Source organism: Herbaspirillum hiltneri N3, from assembly GCF_001267925.1.
Classification (GTDB): domain Bacteria; phylum Pseudomonadota; class Gammaproteobacteria; order Burkholderiales; family Burkholderiaceae_D; genus Herbaspirillum; species Herbaspirillum hiltneri.
In genome coordinates this window covers 2,272,471-2,292,883 of the sequence record NZ_CP011409.1, presented here as the reverse complement: position 1 = coordinate 2,292,883, position 20,413 = coordinate 2,272,471, and the positions used below count along the sequence as shown (strand labels likewise).

Below are 20,413 nucleotides of genomic sequence, written 5' to 3'. Positions count from 1 at the left end.
CGTTGTCTTGAGAAGCGGCGGCAACATCGCGCTGCGACGGCGCCAGTGTCGAGCGCCGGCGCAGTCAATGGCGAAAGTCAGGCGTTTTCGACGATGATGCCTTCAATGATGTTGGCGACGTCTTCGCAGCGATCGGTAACGGTTTCCAGGATTTCGTAGATGGCTTTGAGCTTGATCAGGTTGCGCACGTCCGGCTCATCGCGGAACAGCTTGGACATGGCGGCGCGCATGACATGGTCGGCATCCGACTCGAAGCGGTCGATCTCTTCGCAGATGGCGAGGATCTGGCGCGAGTTGTCCATGTTGTGCAGCAGGCCGACAGCTGCCTTCACCTTCTCTGCACAGGCCAGGCACAGCTCGGCGAGGCGCTTGGCTTCCGGCGTGATGGCTTTGATGTCGTACAGCGAAATGGTCTGCGCGCCATCTTCCAGCAGGTCGAGGATGTCGTCCATGCGGGTGATCAATTGATGGATGTCATCACGGTCCAGCGGCGTAATGAAGGTCTTGTGCAGCAGCTCAATCGTGTTGTGAGTGACTTTGTCCGCCTGCTTTTCCAGGGTCTCGATCGCATGCACGCGAATTTCCAGGTCGTCGAAATTGGTCATCAATGCGACCATTTCCTTGGCGCACTTCACACCCAGCTCCGCGTGCTGGTTGAACAGATCAAAAAACTTGCCCTCGGAGGGCATCAGGCGTCCAAACATGTTCCACTCTCTTATCAATAATTATGCTTCGCTTACACAACATGAGCCGCCCGAGAAGCGGCCTGCATTGTCCACCCAGCCCGGGGCTGAGCGATGAACCACGCAGCGTCAGTCGCCGCCGTAAGGCGACGCCAGACTGCCGACATAGTTGTCGTACTTGGTAAATTGCCCCAGGAAGGCAAGGCGGATGCTGCCGATCGGCCCGTTACGCTGTTTGCCGATGATGATTTCCGCGGTACCTTTGTCAGGTGAATCGGGATTGTAAACTTCGTCGCGATAAATGAACAAGATTACGTCCGCATCCTGCTCGATAGCGCCGGATTCGCGCAAGTCCGACATCACGGGACGCTTGTTGGGGCGCTGCTCCAGCGCGCGGTTCAGCTGCGACAAGGCGATTACCGGGCAATTGAGTTCCTTGGCCAGGCCCTTCAGGCTCCGTGAAATTTCAGAAATTTCAGAGGCCCGGTTTTCGCCGCTGTTGCCGCCGCCGTTGCCTGACATCAGTTGCAGGTAGTCGATGATGATCAGACCAAGCTTGCCGCATTGCCGCGCCAGGCGGCGCGAACGGGCGCGCAATTCAATCGGGCTCAAAGCCGGCGTTTCATCGATGTAAAACTGCGCATCGTTCATCTTCTGGATCGCATGCGTCAGGCGCGGCCAGTCTTCGTCGATCAGACGGCCGGTGCGCAGGCGATGCTGGTCGAGACGGCCGACCGAACCGAGCATACGCATGGCCAGCTGGGCGCCGCCCATTTCCATCGAAAACACCGCAACCGGCAAGCCGCTGTCGATGGCAACGTTTTCACCGATGTTGATGGAAAACGCGGTTTTACCCATGGAAGGACGGCCGGCGACGATGATCAGGTCGCCTGGCTGCAACCCGGAAGTCATCTTGTCGAGGTCGATGAAGCCGGTCGGCACGCCGGTGATGTCGCTGGTGCTGTCGCGGTTGTACAGTTCGTCGATACGCTCCACCACCTGGGTAAGCAGCGGCTGGATCGACAGGAAGCCCTGGGAGCCGCGCGAGCCCTCTTCGGCGATGGCGAAAATTTTTGATTCCGCTTCATCCAGCATCTGCTTGACGTTCTTGCCCTGCGGATGGAAAGCGTCGCCGGAAATCTCGTCGGAGACCGTGATCAGCTTGCGCAGAATGCTGCGGTCGCGCACGATTTCGGCGTAGCGGCGGATATTCGCCGCCGAGGGCGTGTTTTGCGCCAGCGCGTTGAGATAGCTCAGGCCGCCCACCTCTTCGGCCTTGCCGCTGGTGGACATCGCTTCGTAGACCGTGATCACGTCGGCCGGCTTGGTTTCGTTGATCAGCTTGACGATGTGCTGGAAAATGATGCGATGATCGTAGCGATAGAAATCTTCCGCGCTGACGAAGTCGGCGATACGATCCCACGCGGCGTTGTCGAGCAGCAAACCGCCAAGGACGGATTGTTCGGCTTCGATGGAGTGCGGCGGGACGCGCAGGGATTCTAGTTGCGGATCGGGAGATGCGTTCATGGCGCGCATTATACCTGCTAAGAGTAGTCGCTTCAGGTGCGGGGACGAATTAGCCGGCGGTTTTACAACCTGCAGTCGGACTTGCACCGGCCGCGGCATGTCGCCACAGGCCGGTAAAAATAAAAAAGCCAGGCGAACCCGGCTTCTTTATCAAAACAGATGGAACGACTTGGCGTGATGAATTACGCGTGGTCGCCCGCAACAGCAACAGTCACGTCAACCACGACGTCGGTGTGCAGAGCAACCGAAACAGCGTGCTCGCCAACGATCTTCAGAGGACCTTGTGGCAGACGAACTTGCGCCTTTTCGACCGGGAAACCTTGCTTTGTCAGCGCATCAGCGATGTCAAAGTTGGTCACGGAACCGAACAGACGACCGTCAACGCCGGACTTCTGGGTGATCTTGACTGTCAGGCCGGTGAGCTTTTCGCCTTGGGCTTGTGCTGCTGCCAGCTTTTCAGCGGCGGCCTTTTCCAGCTCGGCGCGCTTCGCTTCGAATTCGGCGATGGCGGTTGCTGTGGCGCGGCGCGCCATGCGTTGCGGGATCAGGAAGTTACGTGCGTAACCGTCCTTGACGCGGACGACTTCGCCCAGACCACCGAGATTAACGACTTTTTCCAACAGAATGACTTGCATGTTTTTCTCCTATATCTCGTCGTCAATTACGCGTTGTGCAGATCTGTGTATGGCAGCAACGCGAGGTAGCGTGCGCGCTTGATCGCAGTGTCAACTTGACGCTGATAGTGTGCCTTGGTGCCGGTCAGACGTGCTGGCATGATCTTGCCGTTTTCTTGCACGAAATCCTTCAGGGTGTCGACGTCTTTGTAATCGACTTGCTCAACACCTGCTGCTGTGAAACGGCAGAATTTTTTGCGCTTGAACAGCGGGTTTTGCTGTTGGCGTTTTTGCTTCAACTTGCTTTTATCGAACTTTTTACCGAATGCCATTTTGCGGCTCCTGATATCTAAAAATTGAGTGGTTCTAAACTACAGATTCAAAATCAACGATGTGAAACACGAGGCTTTTGCTGTTGCGATTCCTGCGCGCCATGAAGCCACTGAACTTGAGCATCTCGCCGAGACCGGCCTGATTGAGCCGGCCTGAAATTTCACCTGCAGCGAATGCAGTGATTTCAAACTCGACCAACCTCTTGATGCCTGCTTCCGTCTGTTCCGACTGGTGCTGCAACTTCGCAGTCACTACCGGGATGCCGGCCGGGGTGTAACGTATGACGTCACGCTCGGCGATACTGGCAACAAACTGAAAGTGATTCACGCTCCCTGGTGCTTTTCTATCGCGATATCAGCAATCAGGCCGCTGGTGCTTCTGCGCGATTGCTCTTTGCGGCGTCTTCTTTCTGGACAGCCTTCAGGATTGGCGAAGGACCGGTTTCGGCCTTCTTCAACTTGACTGTCAGATGACGCAACACTGCATCGTTGAACTTGAAGCCGGTTTCGATTTCGGCCAGAGTTTCGCCGTCAACTTCGATATTCAGGCAAACGTAGTGTGCTTTTGCCAGTTTTTGGATTTGGTACGCCAATTGACGACGGCCCCAATCTTCGACACGGTGAATCTTGCCGCCGCGTGCAGTAACGATGCCCTTGTAACGCTCGATCATCGCTGGAACTTGCTCGCTTTGGTCCGGATGGACGATAAATACGATTTCATAATGACGCATGTAGACTCCTTTATGGACTGATTAACAAATCGCCCACCTCGGCGTCAAGACGAGTGTGGGAAGAGGAAAGCCCGCAATCATATAACAGAATGTCAAAAACCTCAATGCTTTCAGGCATTTGCCGTGGGCCCGGGCCCACAAATCAGAAAACGGCCGATGACATGATTTCAATATTGCAGATTGACACTGCTTTATAACTGTATAAAAATACAGACTGTTTATGCAACCAGCATAACTTCCCCCGAAAGCCGACATGCTCAAACTGACCGCTCGCCAGGAACAGATTCTGAATCTGATCAAAGATGCCATCGAAAATACCGGCTTCCCGCCGACGCGGGCAGAGATCGCCAACGAGCTCGGCTTCCGCTCCGCCAACGCCGCCGAAGAACATTTGCAGGCACTGGCGCGCAAAGGCGCCATTGAGATTTCACCAGGCACCTCGCGCGGCATCCGCCTGCGCGATGGATCGGCCGGCAATCCGGGCCGCCAGATGGCCCTGCCGCACCCGGCGCTCATGCAGCTGTCGCTGCCGCTGGTAGGCCGCGTCGCCGCCGGTTCGCCGATCCTGGCGCAAGAACATATCGAAAGCAATTACAACGTCGATCCGGCGCTGTTCTCGGCCAAACCGGACTATTTGCTGAAAGTGCGCGGCATGTCGATGCGCGATGCGGGCATACTGGACGGCGACTTGCTGGCGGTGAAAAAGGCCGATCAGGCGCGCAACGGGCAGATCGTCGTGGCGCGAATAGGCGACGACGTCACCGTCAAGCGCTATCGCAAGACCGGCTCCCTGATTGAACTGCTGCCGGAAAATCCCGACTTCAAGGTGATCAAGGTCTCTTCCGAGGAAGAAAACTTCGCTCTGGAAGGCTTGGCCGTGGGCTTGCTGCGCAGCTGGAACTGATCCCGCCTCGAGCCCCACACAAACTAAAGCCCGCTAAATCGCGGGCTTTTTTTACGTCTGTTTGCCGGATCGAAACCGGAATTGCATCATATGATACGTATAGCTTATTGCGACCGGGCAGCTCAATTCGCATTCGCAGCCCGCTCGTGCAACAGCATAACTATTCAATCCGGTAAGGAATCACAATGTCAACGCGTAGCAGCAACAAGCCCGCCCACAAGAATGCTCAACCCAATGTCAAAGATCTCCTCGCCGTAAGAGAATGCCTGGGCTTGCTGGACGACCACAAGGTCGCCGAAGCGAAAGTATTGTGCGCTCAGGTACTCAAGCGCGCGCCCAATCTGGTCTATGCCAATCATGCCTGGGGTCTGATCGCCATGCATGAGAACGACTATGTCGCCGCAGAGGCTGCCCTGCGTAAAGCAGTAGCTGCAGATCCGACCAATTCGGAATACGTCGCCAATTTGGCCACCTCCGTTCTCAAGCAGGATCGCATCGATGATTCGATCGCGCTGTACGACGAAGCCATCAAGCTCAACACAGACAACAAGGACGCGCGCATCGGCCTGGCCAACGCGCTGCATGAAAAAAACGATCCGGACGCCTCGATTGCCTACTTCGAGGATGCCGTCAAACGCAACCCGGACGCACCAGGCCCGCTGTCCCATCTGGGCAAAGCCCTGATCGATGCCAAGCAATACAAGGAAGCGATCGAGGTTTTGCTCAAAGCGCTGCAGCTGCAGATCAACTTTGCGCCGGCGCACACCAACCTGGGCATCGCCTTCCAGGAAATGGGCATGCTCAAGGATGCCCTTGAATGCCACAAGACCTCGCTGTTGCTGGATCCGACCGACATTTACGCCCAGAACAAGATTGCCGACACGTATATCAAGCAAAAAGACTACGACAAGGCCCACGAGCACTACCAGCGGGTCATCGAATTGGCGCCCAAGGACCCGAACAGCTACGCGAAGCTTGCCTCCAGCCTGTTTTCCACCCAGGACCGCTATGAAGACGCGATGGCGCTGTTCCGCAAGGCACTCGAAGTGGACCCCAAGCATCCGTTGACGCTGAATAACATTGGAGCAACCATGTATGACTATGGCGAAACGGTGTCTTCGCTGCAGTTTTTCCACGATGCGCTGGCGCTCAAGCCCAACTATCTGACCGCCCAGCACAACCTTGCATTAGGGCAATTACTGGCGGGCGATCTGAAGGAAGGCTGGGCAAATCACGAAAGCCGCCTTGAAGTCAAGGAACGCAGCTATGTTTACAAGCTGATTCACAAGCTTTTCGGAATGATCCCGAAATGGGACGGCAAATCTTCGTTGAAGGGCAAATATATCCTGCTGATGCACGAACAAGGCTTCGGCGACAGCATTCAGTTCGTGCGCTACGTCCACTTGCTGCTGGCGCAAGGCGCCCGCGTGGCGCTACACGTCAAGGATCCGCTTGCTCGCCTGTTCCGTAGCGTATCCGACCAAGTGACCCTGGTGCGCGAGACAGATCCGTTGCCCAAGTGCGATTGCGCCTACGTACTGATGAGCTTGCCGCATGCGCTGGGCACAGATAGCGTGGAGGACATTCCCTCCTATCCGTATTATCTGTCAGCCGATCCGCAGGACATCAAGACCTGGAAAGAGAAAATCGACATGCTCGCGGGCAACACCAGCGATTTGCGGGTCGGCTTCGTCTGGGCCGGCAATCCTGAGCACGGCAATGATCGGAAACGTTCGATTCCGCTCGACATCTTTGCCCCGCTATTTAATACGCCTGGCGTGCAGTTCTTTTCCATCCAGAAAGGACTTGCCACGCCGGAGTTGGCTAAACTTCCTAAAGAACTGCCTGTATACAATATAGGTGACTCGTTCAACGACTTTGCCGACACTGCGGCGGCAATGGCCAACCTCGACCTGATTATCAGTGTCGACACCTCGGTGGTCCACCTTGCCGGCGCGCTCGGCCGCCCGACTTGGACATTACTGGCCCACACGCCGGACTGGCGCTGGCTGAACGAGCGGGAAGACTCGCCGTGGTATCCGAGCATGCGCCTGTTCCGGCAACAAACCCGCAACGATTGGCCGACTGTCATCAGCAAAGTGGCTTCGGAGCTAGCAACCCTGGCACAAGAAAAGAAAAAAACCGCTGCCTAATCAAAGACTTGCCGCATCACCCCGATGCGGCAAGTCCCTCAAAGTCCCCCGCATCATCCCCCTGCCGCCTTCCCGCGCATCAAAATTGGAACTTTTCCAGGAATACCCACTAAAGTTTTCTTAAATAGCGTCGAAATAAGATTTGCTTGACGTATAGAAGCACGCAGTTTTAGGTCGGACAGCATTGGAAAAATTTTTTTGCGATAAACATTAAACTTTTTCCGATACCGTCCGATATAGCTAACAACAGCGGTTTGAACGCCTGAGGCTTTAGGTAAAAACCAAAGTTAAGCACTGAAACTCGGATTTATCGGCCTCAAATCTTAGGAGAATTAACATGGCATCAGTCATTAATACCAATATTGCGTCGCTTAACACGCAACGCAACCTCAACACGTCGCAATCGTCGTTGAATACTTCGATTCAACGTTTGTCTTCCGGTCTGCGCGTCAACAGCGCAAAGGACGACGCTGCAGGCTTGGCAATTGCCGACCGCATGAATGCTCAGGTCAAAGGCCTGGCAGTTGCGCAACGTAACGCCAACGACGGTATCTCCCTGGCTCAAACCGCTGAAGGCGCACTGAGCACAGTTACCGACAACCTGCAACGTATGCGCGAACTGGCTGTTCAAGCAACCAACGGTTCGAACAGCGCCCAAGACCGTAAAACTCTGAACGACGAATACAAGCAACTGTCGGACGAAGTTTTCCGTGTTCTGAACGGCACAACCTTCAACGGCCAAAACCTGTTCACAGGTATCGGCTCCGGCGCCAGCGCTGGTACAGGTTCCGACTCGGCAAATGTTTCCGCTTCGCTGACACTGACTTTCCAAGTCGGCGCCAACGTTGTTGACAACAAGCTGAACGATCAAATCAGCATCTCGCTGTCCGATCTGTCGAACGACAAGACCATGGCAAACGTCATCGGCACCAGCGCCAAGGGTCTGATCGGTCTGGGCGTGACTACTTCGGTTGACGCAGCTCAAGTGACTTACACTTCGGCCAAGGCAGCTCTGGACAACCTGTTCGCAACAGGTTCGACAATGACAGCAACAGCGCTGGCATCGTCGGCTGTGACTCTGCAAACGACGATCGACTCCGCCAAGCTGGCTTTGGACAAGGCAATTGCCGATCCATCGGCACAAAGCGATGCACAAAAGGCGATCAAGAACCTGGACAACGCGATCAACCTGATCTCGTCCAAGCGTGCAGAGTTCGGTGCAGTTCAGAACCGTTTCAGCGCCGTTATCAGCAACTTGCAGATTTCGAGCGAAAACATCACCGCATCGCGCAGCCGTATCATGGATACCGACTACGCGGCAGAAACTGCAAACCTCACACGTGCGCAAATTCTGCAACAAGCAGGTACGGCGATGCTCTCGCAGGCGAACTCCGCGCCGCAAAGCGTCCTGTCTCTGTTGAAGTAGTCTTAAGAGCCATGTAGGATAATATGCGGAGAATATGTAAATATTCTCCGCATATTCCTTGATGAAGGAGTAAAAACATGTCGATTTCCCCGCTTAATATCACAGCTGCAGGCGATTCCGGTTCGTACACGCCGGTGCAGCCGTCCAACACCAAACCAGATCCAGTGGTATCGACAGTTGCGCCTGCTGCAACCCCGCAAGCACAACGTTCGACCGAAAGCGATGTGGCCGACGCCGTTGATAAATTGAATGACTTTGCCAGCAAGAATGCATCGGATCTCAATTTTTCGCGCGATCAGGAAACCGGCAAAACGATTGTGAAAGTCATCGATAAGGCAACCGATGCCGTCATTCGCCAGATTCCAAGCGAAGAAGCTGTCGCTATCGCAAAGTCGATTGACAAGATGCAAGGTTTGCTGATCAATCACAAGGCGTAAGTCTGCTACGAACTGTTGGAGCATTTTGAATATTCATGCGCAAGGGCAATATTTGCGCATGGTATATTTCGCCCCGGTAGTTCATAACAGATTTTTATTTTTCTGTTGCATGTCATCAGAACCCCATCAAGAGTTGACACTCGATTGATGTGAAGCCAGCCAGCTTTATCACTCTTGTCTGATTTCAGCATCGCATTTTGCGCTCAGCGCATAGATTTCAGGAGATAGCATGGCCACCTCTACCGGGACAATCTCGACCTCGGCAGGTCCCCTCGACGTAGCGACCCTCGTTTCCAAACTGATGGGCGCCGAGGCCAAAGTCCTTGATCCGCTCACCTCGCAAGCCAGCAGCTATAACAGCCTGATTTCCGCCTACGGAAATCTGAAAAATGCGGTTTCCACCTATCAAAGCGCCCTGAAGGGCCTGACGGCTGCAAGTTTTGCTGCGCAAAAGTCCAGCGTATCCAATAGCGGCACCGGCACACCGCTGACGACCGATCCGTTCACGGCCGACGTCAACACCGACGATTCCACCAAGGTATTGGCGCAAAAGATCCAGTCTGCCGGCTACCCGAGCTCACAACAGTTTACTGCCGGCGACTCCGTCGCGATCAAGATCGGCACCAACCCGCCGACTTTCGTCACTTTGCAGGCAAATGCCACCCTGGCGGGCGTTCGCGATGCGATCAATGCCTCCAAGGCAGGCGTCACCGCCAGCATCGTGACGGACGGCACGGGCGACCACCTGGTCATGGAATCGAACACTGCCGGCACCGCGAATACCATCAAGGTTCAGGCAAACAACAGCCTCGCCGGACTGGCATACGATCCGTCTAGCTCGACGCCGAGCACAGTGACCCAGATTCAGGCTCCGCGCGATGCAACCGCAGCGGCTTCCGGCACCTATTCCGTGTCGGTATCGCAACTGGCTCAGGCGCAAAAAATTACTTCGACCGGTTTTGCCGCTGGCTACTCGTTCGACACGGGTATTCTGGCGATCAAGACCGGCACCGGCTCGACCGCAATCATCAAGCCGGCAACCAACACGCTGGCCGGCGTACGCGACGCCATCAATGCGAGCGATGCCGGTGTCAGTGCGACCATCGTCAGCGACGGCACTGCGGCCCATCTGGTTCTGACGGCCAAGGACAGCGGCTCCGCCAATTCGATCCGGGTCTCCGGCACCGGCAGCTATGCGGCGCTGACCTTTGACCCGAGCGGCAAGTATTCGTCGCCAGGCGTCGCCACTGGCCAGACTTATGACGCAGGCACAGGCGGGTTGACGCTGAAAGTCGGCAATACGACCACCAATGTCGCCTTGTCCGGCGCGGGCAAGACCTTGCAGGATGTGCGCGATGCGATCAATACCGCCAACGCAGGCGTCACCGCCAGCATCACCAATGACGGCACGCAAGACCACCTGGTCCTGACACCCTCCGGCAGCGGCGCGACCAGCCCCGTTTCGTTGACGGGCACCGGCGACTTCGTCAACCTGTCCGGCAGCACCATGGGACAACTGCAAGCTGCGCAGGATGCAAAGCTGAGCATCGACGGCACCACCGTCACCAGCGCGTCGAACACGGTCAAGGACGCCATTTCGGGCGTGACGCTGAACCTGACCAAGGTCACCACTGCAGCCGACAACTTCTCGCTGACCATCTCCAACGATACGACCGGCGTGACCAGCACGGCGACCACTTTCGTCTCCGCGTACAACGCGCTCGCCAAGTCGATCGCCGATCTCACCAAACAGACGCCTGCAACCACGCTCGGCCAGGCAGGCACTTCGTCGCCGCTGGCAAGCGAATCGTCGGTGCAAAGCATCTTGACCCAGTTGCGCAGCGCCCTTCTGGGCAACGTTCCTGGCGGCAGCGGGATCAGTTCGCTGACCGACATCGGCATCGGCTTCCAGAAGGACGGCACGCTGGCGCTGGATGCGACCAAATTATCGACTGCGACGACCAAGAATTTCGCCGGCATTGCCAATTTGTTCACATCGACTGCGACGACCAACGCCGATGGCACGACGACCGGAACCAATGGTATTTTGACCAATGTGCAAAAATTGGTCGACGGATTCCTCGCCGATGGCGGTATTATTGACACCAAGACCAAGGGATTGCAGGCCAGCCTGAAGATCAACACTGATCGCCAGAGCGTCATCAACACCCGCTTGAGCAATATGCAGGATCAATACACCAACCAGTTCAACGCGTTGAACCTGACGCTGGCCAGCATGGCGGCGACGCAGAGCTACCTGACGCAGCAATTGGCCAACCTGCCCAAAGCCGGCGGTTAAGCGTTAAGCGAACACAGGAGAGGATAATGTTCGGAACCATGCAACGAGGCGCAAACGCCTATGCGAATATCGGTGTCGAAACCGGCGTTATCGCAGCGAGTCCGCACAAGCTGATCACCATGCTGTTTGATGGCGCCCTAGTGGCGATCGCGATGGGCCAGAAGTACATGAAAGCCGGCGACATCAAGAACAAGGGCGAGTCGATCACCAAGGCAATCCTGATCATCGAGAGCGGCTTGCGCGCCAGTCTGAACAAGAACGTCGGTGGCGAGATCGCCATGAATCTCGACGCCCTGTACGAATACATGGGGCGCCGCCTGCTCTCGGCAAATATTGAAAATTCGCAGGAAACCCTGGACGAAGTGCATGACTTGCTTGACGGGCTGCGTGACGCGTGGGAGCAGATCGCTCCAAGTACTGCAGATAGCTCCCAAGCAGCCGCCTGACAGCAGCACCGACGATACTCCTCACTCACAGTCACCCGAAAGTACACACCATGGACGGTGCAGAAGTCATCTCCCTTTACGAGTCGATTGCCGACCTGACCGACCAGATGCTGGCCGCAGCGCGCAAGGAAGACTGGGCATTGTTGTCCAAGCTGGAAATCGACTGCGCTCACGTTGTCGATTTTCTCAAGCGCAATGAATTGGACGTCGTGCTGAACGACGACCGGCGCGACCGCAAGATCGCCATCCTGAAGAAAATCCTCGAAGACGATCGCGACATTCGCAAGCTCACCGAACCGGGCCTGCAAAAACTGTCCTCGCTGATCCAAAGCACCAGCACTGAACGCAAACTGGCCAACACCTACGGCATGAATCAAAGAGGCTAGCAATGATTCCTCGGGCCGACATCGCCTTGACCGTCCAGCCCGTAGCCGCCGTCGATGCGCCAACGGCAATAGTTTCCGTCGCCGACGCAAAACAGGAAGCCTTCAGCCGTCTCGCGCAAATCGCCAACGGCCAGCAATTGCAGGCCAAGGTTCTCTCGACCTACAACGACGGCACCTATCTCGTCCGTATCGCCAATACTGCGGCGCGCATGGTCCTGCCGACCTCGACGCGCACCGGCGACACGCTGCAGCTGACCATGGTCGGCAAGGATCCTCGCCCTACTTTCCTGCTCACGGAAAGCTCCCGCAGGGAAGATGACGAAAGCACCGAAGTCTCGCTGAGCACTGCCGGCCGGGCGATGGAAAAGGACATGAAGTCGCTCAAGGCGGCTCAGCAAGGCCTGACCAATGTCGTCACGCGCGACAATCAGCTTGACGAGGGCGACGCCAAGAATGCCGCACCGAACCAGCTGGCGCCCGAAAGCACCAAAACTTCACTCAGCAGCGCCGGCAAACTGGTCGACGCCCTGCTCCATGCCTCCGAAGAAAGCGACCTTCCCAGCGCCATCAAACCCGGCAGCCCGCTGGTTGCCAATCCGACCAGCAATACCCCGCAACTGGCAAACGCCCTGCGCGACTCGGTTGCATTGAGCGGTGCATTTTACGAATCACATGTGGCCGAATGGGCCGACGGCAAGCGGCCGATGACGGAACTGCTCAAAGAGCCGCAAGCGCAACTGGGGCAGCAGACCCAGGCCGCAGGCGTTTCCAGCCTGCTCAACACCACCGATCCCGCCAATACGCAATTGGGCCAGCTGATCAATCTTCAGCTCAACGCACTGGAACAGCAACGCATCGTCTGGCACGGCGAAGTCTGGCCCGGCCAGCAGATGGAATGGGAAATCAACCGGGACAGCCCCGACCAGCAACAGCAGAACGCCCAGGAAGACGAATTCGCACCGTCATGGCATAGCGTGGTGCGCTTCAATTTCGAACATCTTGGCTCTGTCTCGGCCTCGATACGCCTGATCGGTCAGCAGATCCACATGCAGGTGCGCACCGCCAACGACGTCACCGCTGCGGCGCTGCGCGCCAACGGCAGCATGCTGTCCGACGCCATGGAGGCGGCCGGCTCTTCCCTCGACTCATTGATTGTGAAACGGGATGAACAAGCCTAACCGGCCTTTCCAGAATGCCGTTGCGCTGGCATACAACACCAATCAGGCCGCCCCCAAAGTCGTCGCCAAGGGCAGCGGCCTGATTGCCGAAGCCATTATCGCGCGCGCCAAGGAAAGTGGCGTATTTGTGCACGAATCAAAGGAACTCGTCTCGCTGCTGATGCAGGTTGACCTCGACCAGCAAATTCCTCCCGCACTTTATCGTGCGGTAGCGGAACTTTTGGCCTGGTTGTACCGCATTGAAAATATGCAATTGGATCGCAGTGATGTATGATTAGGGGTTAGATAAATACTGCCCTTTTGGGATATAAGTCTACCCTTCTATCCTTTGATTTGAGACGCATAGACGCAAAGATGGCAAACAACGACGAGATTAAAGACGACAGCCCGTACCGCGTACATTCGCGCCGGGAAATCGTATCCCTGCTGAATAGCATGATGGAACGCAATCAGCTGCTGAGCCTGCTCATCAAGGGCGGCTCAGAATCTATCATTACGTCGATTCTGGACATTGATGAAGACCAGAACAGCGTCGTCATCGATGCGGCGCCAAGCGCCTCGCTCAATCTCAGCATTCTGCAAAGCAATCGCATCGGCTTTGAAGCGCTGTACAACAACATCCGCATCACGTTCAATGTCGATAAGGCGAAGCATTGCGAGTTTCAATCGCGCCCTGCGCTCAAGATTGACATCCCGGAAAGCCTGGTGCGCCTGCAGCGCCGCGAATATTTCCGCATTCCAACACCGATCGCCAAGCCCTTGCGCTGCACCTTTCGCGTGACACAGGAAGACGGCTCGTTCACCACGATTGTCACGCTGCTGAACAACATCAGTGCCGGCGGCGTCGGCCTGACCGATGAAAAGAAGATTCTGGACACCACCGTCGGCCGCGTTTACGAAGACGTCTCGCTCGAAATGACCGACAACACCATCGTGACAGTAAAACTGGTGGTGCGCGATTGCAAGGAGGCCAAGCTGACTTCAGGCAAGACCGTCAATCGTTTCGGCTGCGAGTTCGTCGACCTGCCCCGCGCCGTTCTGGCGGCGGTCCAGCGCTTTATTACCAAGCTGGAACGCGAACAGAACGCCAAAGCATCGGGCATGATGTAGGCACGCCGGCATATATCTATGCCGCAATAAAAAAGAGCTGCCGCGGCAGCTCTTTTTTATTGCGGCCCGGCTGCCAAAGAAGCCGGAGGCGACAGGATCACACCTGCATCGTCATGATGTCGCGATAAGCCGACACCAGCTTGTTGCGCACCTGAAGGCTGGTCTGGAATGAAATACTGGATTTCTGCATGGCGATCATCACGTCCGACAAGTTGATGTTGTCATCGCCCATGGCGAAGGCTTCGGACATCTTCTTGGATTTTTCTTGCGAGGCATTCACTTCATCGAGCGAATTCTTCAGAACACTGGCAAAATCCACCCGGGAGGCTGGCTTTTCGCCGCCGGTGATACTTTCCACCGGAGCAACATTTCCCTGGGCGCGCGCGGCAGCGGCCTTCAGCTGGGACACCATCGCCTCAATCCTGCTAGTATCGATCATACTCGTTGCCACTTTAGCACCTCTTCGAATTCAATCAAGCATCTGCGATCACGCGGCGCAATCACAATTCCCGCTTCTACAACGGCAGATTAGCATGTCATCCCCCGTATTTCGCAACAATAAGCGGGGAAATAGCCATTCTGTTCCAGAGATCAAATTTTCGCTCTGGCAGGACAATCCACACTAAGCAAAAAACCTATATGGGTAGGGAAGCAGTGAAGCAAATCACACATAGCCACAAGCTCGGCAGCACACGCAAGGGGAAATCATGGCGGTAGCAGCCGATGGCACGCTGACCAGCGACAGCAACGCCACAGCCACGGAAGGCGCGACTATGGGCGAGCATTCGCCCCAGGAACCGCCACGCAACGGCGTCGTCCGCTATGCGCAGTCGCCTCAGGGCCGCCGCGTCCTGCTGATGGTCGCCGCAGCAGCGGTCATCGCCTTGATGATCGGTATCTGGATGTGGAGTCAGAAGACCGAATACCGGGTCCTGTTCTCCAACTTCTCCGACCGCGACGGCGGCGCCATCGTTGCATCGCTGCAGCAGATGAATGTCCCGTACAAGTACTCCGAAGGCGGCAGCGCCATTCTGGTTCCGGAAACCATGGTGCACGACGCACGCCTGAAACTGGCGTCGCAAGGCCTGCCCAAGGGCGGCAATGTCGGTTTCGAACTGATGGAAAACCAGAAACTGGGCGTGTCCCAGTTCCTCGAACAAGTCAACTTCCAGCGCGCCCTTGAAGGCGAACTGGCACGCTCCATTCAATCGCTGTCGGCAGTGCAGGCCGCCCGTATCCACCTGGCCTTGCCCAAGGCATCGGTGTTCGTGCGCGACCAGCAAAAGCCGACCGCCTCCGTCATCCTCAGCCTGTACCCTGGCCGCGGCTTGGACGCCCAGCAAGTCAGCGCCATCGTCCACCTGGTCGCCAGCAGCGTTCCGGAGCTGTCGCCCAAGAGCGTGACGATCGTCGACCAGAACGGCAATCTGCTGTCGGACACCACCAAGCAGCCGGCCAACGGCCTTGACCCGACCCAGCTCAAATACGTTCAGGACCTGCAGCAGGACATCATCAAGCGCGTCGAATCGATCATCGCCCCTATCGTCGGCACCGGCAACGTCCGCGCCGAAGCGACTGCCGATGTGGATTTCTCGCGCAGCGAACAAGCCGCCGAAACCTACAAGCCGAACCAGACCGCCGATACCGCAGCCGTCCGCAGCAAACAAAGCAGCGAATCGCAAAACGGCAATTCGAGCACGTCCGGGATCCCCGGTGCCCTGACCAATCAGCCACCGGCCCCGGCCACCGCACCGATCGTCAATCCGCCTGCTGCGGCAGGCGCCCCGGGTGCTACCGGTGCCGCCGCTCCGGCAACCAGCTCCGGCACCTCGCATAAAGACGCCACGATCAATTACGAAGTCGACAAGACCGTACGTTACGTTCAGCAGCCGATGGGCGGCGTCAAGCGCCTGACGGTCGCGGTGGTGGTCAATTACAAGCGCACCGTGGACCAGACCGGCAAGGTCGTCATGAAACCGCTGACCGAAGCCGAGCGCAATCAGATCTCCGACCTGGTCAAGGAAGCAATGGGCTTCAACAAGGATCGCGGCGACTCGCTGAATGTGGTCAACACACAATTCAGCAGCGAGATGGAACCGGAATTGCCATTGTGGAAACAGCCGGACATGATCCAGCTGGCCAAGGAAATCGGCAAATACGTCCTGCTCGCCGCCGTCTTGCTGTACCTCTACTTCGGCGTCCTGCGTCCCATCATCTGGAAGCTGTCCGGCCGCGAAGAACGCGAAGCCAAGGAACGCGCCGAAGCCGAAGCCAAGGCTGCCGCCGAAGCCGCCGCCGCGATGTACGATCCGGACAATCCGGACGCCATCGTCGAGCTGTCGCCCGAAGCTGCAGAGGCCGATGCCCGCTCCGAGTACAAGAAGAATCTCGAATCCGTCAAGCAACTGGCCAAGTCCGATCCGAAACTGGTTGCAAGCATCATTAAGGCATGGGTGAACAATGAGTAACGAAGGCGTTCAAAAAGGTGCCATCCTGATGCTCGCGCTGGGCGAGGACGAGGCCGCCGAGGTCATGAAATATCTCGGCCCCAAGGAAGTCCAGAAGCTGGGCGCGGCCATGACCACATTGAAAAACATCAGCTTCGAGGAAATCAACGGCGTGCTCGACGATTTCCTCGCGCAGACCGGCCAAGCCTCGTCGATCGGCCTCGATTCGGACGAATACATCCGCAGCGTGCTGACCAAGGCGCTGGGCGACGACAAGGCCACCTCCCTGCTCAACCGCATCCTCGGCGGGCGCGATGCCAGCGGCATTGAAAGCCTCAAGTGGATGGATGCGCAATCGGTCGCTGAACTTATTCGCAATGAACACCCTCAGATTATTGCGACGATCCTGGTTCACCTCGAACGCGATCATGCTTGCGATATTCTCAACAATTTCACCGAGCGCCTGCGCAACGATGTCATTTTGCGTATCGCAACCCTGGATGGCGTGCAGCCGACGGCATTGCGCGAACTGAACGACGTGCTGACCAAGCTGCTGACCGGCAACGAAAGCCTGAAGAAGCAGCAAATGGGCGGTATCCGCACTGCTGCGGAAATCCTCAACTTCATGTCCGGCGAGAGCGAGACATCGGTGATGAGCAACCTGCGCGCCTACGACGAAGACATGGCGCAAAAGATCATGGACGAAATGTTCGTGTTCGAAAACATCATCGACATCGATGGCCGCGGCATCCAGCTGCTGCTGCGCGAAGTGCAATCGGAATCGCTCATCGTCGCACTCAAGGGCGCCTCGCAAGCGCTGCGCGACAAGATTTTCGGCAACATGTCGCAACGTGCTGCGGAAATGATGCGGGAAGACCTGGAATCCAAGGGACCTGTGCGCCTGTCGGAAGTCGACGCGCAACAAAAGGCCATCCTGCAGATCGTCCGCCGCCTGGCCGACGAAGGCCAGATCGTGCTCGGCGCGAAGGGCGAAGATGCATTCGTCTAACGCCGCTGCGACCGGCGCATGCTGCCTCCATGGCCGCATGACGCCGATCGCATCCATGGCTCAGCCTTACCGGATCTGAAATGGCTTCAAGAAACAACATCATTCCCAAAGAACAGATGACGCCCTACCAGCGTTGGGAGATGGCGTCCTTCGATGAGCCGCAGGAAGAGATCCCGCCGCCCGAAGAACAGTTCGTGGAAGAGATCCCGCCGCCGCCCGCGCTGACCCTCGAGGAAATCGAGGCCATCCGTGAACAGGCGCGCCAGGAAGGTTATGCCGAAGGCCAGCAACAAGGCTTGCAGGCCGGCCGGGTGGAGGGCTACATGGCCGGTTTGCAGCAAGGCCAGACGGAAGTCAACGAGACCATCCAGCATTTGCGCCAGATCGCCGTGTCGTTCGGCACCGAAGTCTCGCAAACCAGCGAAACCATGGCGCCGGAATTGCTCAACCTCGGTCTCGACATCAGCAAGGCGATGATCAAGACGGCGCTCAGCGTCAAGCCGGAACTGATCCTGCCAACCATCAGCGCCGCCATTCATTCGCTGCCAAGCCTGCAGTTGCCCGCCCTGCTCTATCTGCAACCGGACGACGCCGCGCTGGTGCGCGAACATCTCGGCGAGGAGCTTGGCCAGAACGGCTGGCGCATCGTCGAAGATCCTGAACTGCAACGCGGCGGCTGCCGCATGGAAACCGGCACCAACCAGGTCGACGCTACCGTGCAGACGCGCTGGCGCCGCATCGCCGAATCACTCAGCAAACAGCTCGACTGGCTGGAGTAGCGCCATGCGCGCACCGCTCCCCGTCTCGCTCAACCTGTACAAGGTGCAACGATGAATTCACCGATGCCCTCGCATTTCAGCCGTTGGCAGGCCTATCTGCATAATTGCAGCGGCCTGGTGGCGATGACCGAACCGACGCAGCTTTCCGGGCGCATTACGCGCGTCGCCGGACTCGTCATGGAAGCGGTCGGCCTCAAATTGCCGGTCGGCAGCCCCTGCACAGTCCCTTTGCCGAATGGTACCCTGATCGAAGCAGAAGTCGTCGGTTTCCAGGACGAACGCTTGTTTTTGATGCCGCAGAGCGATGTTGAAGGCATCGTTCCGGGCACCCGCGTCTACCCGGTGGAACCGGTCAAACCGCCGCCGCGCACCGGCCCGATTGCCTATATCCGCCGCAACGACGAACACACGCGCCGCCTGCCGGTCGGCGACGAATTGCTGGGACGCGTGCTCGACGGCGCCGGCCGCCCGCTCGACAACCTCGGACCGCTGCATACGGAAAATTCCGCGCCGCTCAGCGTGCGCGCCGCCAATCCGCTGGGACGCGCCCCCATCGAGGATATCCTCGACGTCGGCGTACGCGCCATCAACAGCATGCTGACCGTCGGACGCGGCCAGCGCATGGGACTGTTTGCGGGTTCCGGCGTCGGCAAGAGCGTCTTGCTCGGCATGATGGCGCGCTACACCAGCGCCGATGTCATCGTGGTCGGTCTGATCGGCGAACGCGGCCGCGAAGTAAAGGAATTCATCGAGCACATTCTCGGCACCGAAGGCATGGCCCGTTCGGTGGTGGTCGCCGCGCCGGCCGATACGCCGCCGCTGATGCGCCTGCAAGGCGCCGCCTACGCGACTGCAATCGCCGAGTACTTTCGCGATCAGGGCAAGAACGTGCTGCTGATCATGGATTCGCTGACCCGCTACGCCATGGCGCAACGCGAAATCGCCCTGGCCATCGGCGAACCGCCGGCCACCAAAGGTTATCCGCCTTCCGTCTTCGCCAAACTGCCGGCGCTGGTCGAACGCGCCGGCAACGGCGATGTCGGCGGCGGCTCGATCACGGCGTTTTACACCGTGCTCACCGAAGGCGACGATCAGCAGGATCCGATCGCCGATGCGGCGCGCGCGATTCTCGACGGCCACATCGTGCTCAACCGGGTGCTGGCCGAAGCCGGGCACTACCCCGCCATCGACATCGAACAATCGATCAGCCGCGCCATGCACAGCATTACCTCCGCTGAACATCAGCGCGACACGCGCCGGCTGAAACAGTTGTACTCCCGTTATCAACGCAACCGCGACCTTATCAGCGTGGGCGCATATTCGGCCGGATCCGACCCCGTTCTGGACCAGGCAATCCAGTTATTGCCGCGTATCGAGGCGTTCTTGCAGCAGGGCATCCCCGAACGCGCGGGTGTTTCCGAGAGCTTGGGGCAACTTACCGCTCTATTCCAGTGATTGAGCGCTTCGCCCCGAAAATATAATCAAAGCTACCATGGCTACGACCACTGCACTCGAAACGCTGATCGAATTGGCGACCAAAGAGACCGACGAAGCGACCAAACGCTTGGGCCGGTCTGTTCGCACGAGCGAAGAGGCGCAGCAGAAACTTGTCATTCTGGAACAATACCGTGACGACTACGCTTTGCGTTTCCAGGAAAGCCTGTCTTCCGGCTTGACGGCGATGAGCTATCGGAATTTTCAGTTGTTCATTGAAAAAATCGACAGCGCCATCACCGGGCAGCAAAATGTGGTGAAAAACGCCCAGCAACGCGTGGCGGAAGCACGGGCGGCATGGCAGGCATGCGAGCGCAAACGAATGTCTTATGACACACTGGCGACGCGCGCGAAACAAACGGCGCAATTGCGCGAAACACGACGGGATCAGAAGCAGACGGATGAACAAGCGTCGCGGATCACGTTTTACAAACGGTAGTCTAGGAACTGGCGGAAAC

General features: G+C 57.4%; 22 protein-coding genes. 15 read left to right on the top strand and 7 right to left on the bottom strand.

Annotation, left to right across the window (positions count from 1 at the left end):
• Positions 1–77: 77 nt before the first annotated feature.
• From F506_RS10430 to rpsF, 6 genes are all read right to left on the bottom strand, one after another.
• Positions 78–704: a DUF47 domain-containing protein gene (locus tag F506_RS10430; protein ID WP_053197227.1), complete on the bottom strand. Its 627-nt coding sequence runs from the start codon at positions 702–704 to the stop codon at positions 78–80.
• Between the two features lie 108 nt (positions 705–812).
• Positions 813–2,219 carry a replicative DNA helicase gene (locus F506_RS10425; RefSeq protein WP_053197224.1) on the bottom strand — a complete coding sequence of 469 codons (1,407 nt, stop codon included), beginning with the start codon at positions 2,217–2,219 and terminating at the stop codon, positions 813–815.
• A 173-nt stretch (positions 2,220–2,392) separates the two neighbouring features.
• The gene (gene rplI, locus F506_RS10420; protein WP_053197222.1) at positions 2,393–2,845 is read right to left on the bottom strand and encodes a 50S ribosomal protein L9; all 453 of its coding nucleotides are present in this window, start codon (positions 2,843–2,845) and stop codon (positions 2,393–2,395) included.
• Positions 2,846–2,871: 26 nt separating this feature from the next.
• Positions 2,872–3,156, bottom strand: coding sequence for a 30S ribosomal protein S18 (rpsR, locus tag F506_RS10415; RefSeq protein WP_007882558.1), 285 nt, complete (start codon positions 3,154–3,156; stop codon positions 2,872–2,874).
• A 34-nt stretch (positions 3,157–3,190) separates the two neighbouring features.
• Positions 3,191–3,484 carry a primosomal replication protein N gene (priB, locus tag F506_RS10410; RefSeq protein WP_053197220.1) on the bottom strand — a complete coding sequence of 98 codons (294 nt, stop codon included), beginning with the start codon at positions 3,482–3,484 and terminating at the stop codon, positions 3,191–3,193.
• A gap of 34 nt (positions 3,485–3,518) precedes the next feature.
• Positions 3,519–3,887 carry a 30S ribosomal protein S6 gene (gene rpsF / locus F506_RS10405; protein ID WP_053197218.1) on the bottom strand — a complete coding sequence of 123 codons (369 nt, stop codon included), beginning with the start codon at positions 3,885–3,887 and terminating at the stop codon, positions 3,519–3,521.
• Between the two features lie 253 nt (positions 3,888–4,140).
• Between rpsF and lexA the strand changes: the two genes are divergently transcribed.
• The 10 genes from lexA (at position 4,141) to F506_RS10355 (ending at position 14,226) form a co-directional block, all read left to right on the top strand.
• On the top strand, positions 4,141–4,791 hold the full coding sequence (gene lexA / locus F506_RS10400; RefSeq protein ID WP_053197216.1) for a transcriptional repressor LexA: 651 nt from the start codon (positions 4,141–4,143) through the stop codon (positions 4,789–4,791).
• A 185-nt stretch (positions 4,792–4,976) separates the two neighbouring features.
• Positions 4,977–6,944: a tetratricopeptide repeat protein gene (locus F506_RS10395; protein WP_053197215.1), complete on the top strand. Its 1,968-nt coding sequence runs from the start codon at positions 4,977–4,979 to the stop codon at positions 6,942–6,944.
• A gap of 337 nt (positions 6,945–7,281) precedes the next feature.
• Positions 7,282–8,370, top strand: a complete 1,089-nt coding sequence (locus F506_RS10390; RefSeq protein WP_053197213.1) for a flagellin N-terminal helical domain-containing protein — start codon at positions 7,282–7,284, stop codon at positions 8,368–8,370.
• Positions 8,371–8,447: 77 nt separating this feature from the next.
• Positions 8,448–8,807 (top strand): flagellar protein FlaG, encoded by a 360-nt coding sequence (locus F506_RS10385; RefSeq protein ID WP_053197212.1) that lies wholly within the window; start codon positions 8,448–8,450, stop codon positions 8,805–8,807.
• 229 nt (positions 8,808–9,036) lie between these two features.
• Positions 9,037–11,106: a flagellar filament capping protein FliD gene (gene fliD, locus F506_RS10380; RefSeq protein WP_053197210.1), complete on the top strand. Its 2,070-nt coding sequence runs from the start codon at positions 9,037–9,039 to the stop codon at positions 11,104–11,106.
• Between the two features lie 26 nt (positions 11,107–11,132).
• Complete coding sequence (gene fliS, locus F506_RS10375; protein WP_053197208.1) at positions 11,133–11,552, top strand: flagellar export chaperone FliS; 420 nt, start codon at positions 11,133–11,135, stop codon at positions 11,550–11,552.
• Positions 11,553–11,602: 50 nt separating this feature from the next.
• Positions 11,603–11,938, top strand: coding sequence for a flagellar protein FliT (locus F506_RS10370; RefSeq protein WP_053197206.1), 336 nt, complete (start codon positions 11,603–11,605; stop codon positions 11,936–11,938).
• A gap of 2 nt (positions 11,939–11,940) precedes the next feature.
• A complete protein-coding gene (fliK, locus tag F506_RS10365; protein ID WP_053197204.1) occupies positions 11,941–13,116 on the top strand; it encodes a flagellar hook-length control protein FliK in 1,176 nt (391 codons plus the stop codon).
• Positions 13,103–13,390: an EscU/YscU/HrcU family type III secretion system export apparatus switch protein gene (locus F506_RS10360; protein WP_053197202.1), complete on the top strand. Its 288-nt coding sequence runs from the start codon at positions 13,103–13,105 to the stop codon at positions 13,388–13,390. The genes fliK and F506_RS10360 overlap by 14 nt, the downstream gene beginning before the upstream one ends.
• An 80-nt stretch (positions 13,391–13,470) precedes the next feature.
• A complete protein-coding gene (locus F506_RS10355; protein WP_053197200.1) occupies positions 13,471–14,226 on the top strand; it encodes a flagellar brake protein in 756 nt (251 codons plus the stop codon).
• 97 nt (positions 14,227–14,323) lie between these two features.
• Here F506_RS10355 and fliE read toward each other — a convergent pair whose 3' ends face one another.
• Complete coding sequence (fliE, locus tag F506_RS10350) at positions 14,324–14,665, bottom strand: flagellar hook-basal body complex protein FliE (RefSeq protein WP_083457743.1); 342 nt, start codon at positions 14,663–14,665, stop codon at positions 14,324–14,326.
• Positions 14,666–14,933: 268 nt separating this feature from the next.
• Here fliE and fliF point away from each other — a divergent pair, with 268 nt between their 5' ends.
• The 5 genes from fliF to fliJ all read left to right on the top strand — a co-directional run bounded on the left by fliF (position 14,934) and on the right by fliJ (position 20,394).
• Entirely contained in the window at positions 14,934–16,694 is a 1,761-nt protein-coding gene (fliF, locus tag F506_RS10345; RefSeq protein WP_053197196.1) for a flagellar basal-body MS-ring/collar protein FliF, read from the top strand.
• The gene (gene fliG / locus F506_RS10340) at positions 16,687–17,682 is read left to right on the top strand and encodes a flagellar motor switch protein FliG (RefSeq protein WP_053197194.1); all 996 of its coding nucleotides are present in this window, start codon (positions 16,687–16,689) and stop codon (positions 17,680–17,682) included. Before fliF ends, fliG begins: the two co-directional genes overlap by 8 nt.
• Before the next feature lie 80 nt (positions 17,683–17,762).
• A complete protein-coding gene (fliH, locus tag F506_RS10335; protein WP_053197192.1) occupies positions 17,763–18,461 on the top strand; it encodes a flagellar assembly protein FliH in 699 nt (232 codons plus the stop codon).
• Positions 18,462–18,512: 51 nt separating this feature from the next.
• Entirely contained in the window at positions 18,513–19,916 is a 1,404-nt protein-coding gene (fliI, locus tag F506_RS10330) for a flagellar protein export ATPase FliI (RefSeq protein ID WP_053197190.1), read from the top strand.
• Positions 19,917–19,953: 37 nt separating this feature from the next.
• Entirely contained in the window at positions 19,954–20,394 is a 441-nt protein-coding gene (fliJ, locus tag F506_RS10325; protein ID WP_053197188.1) for a flagellar export protein FliJ, read from the top strand.
• Positions 20,395–20,413 lie beyond the last annotated feature (19 nt).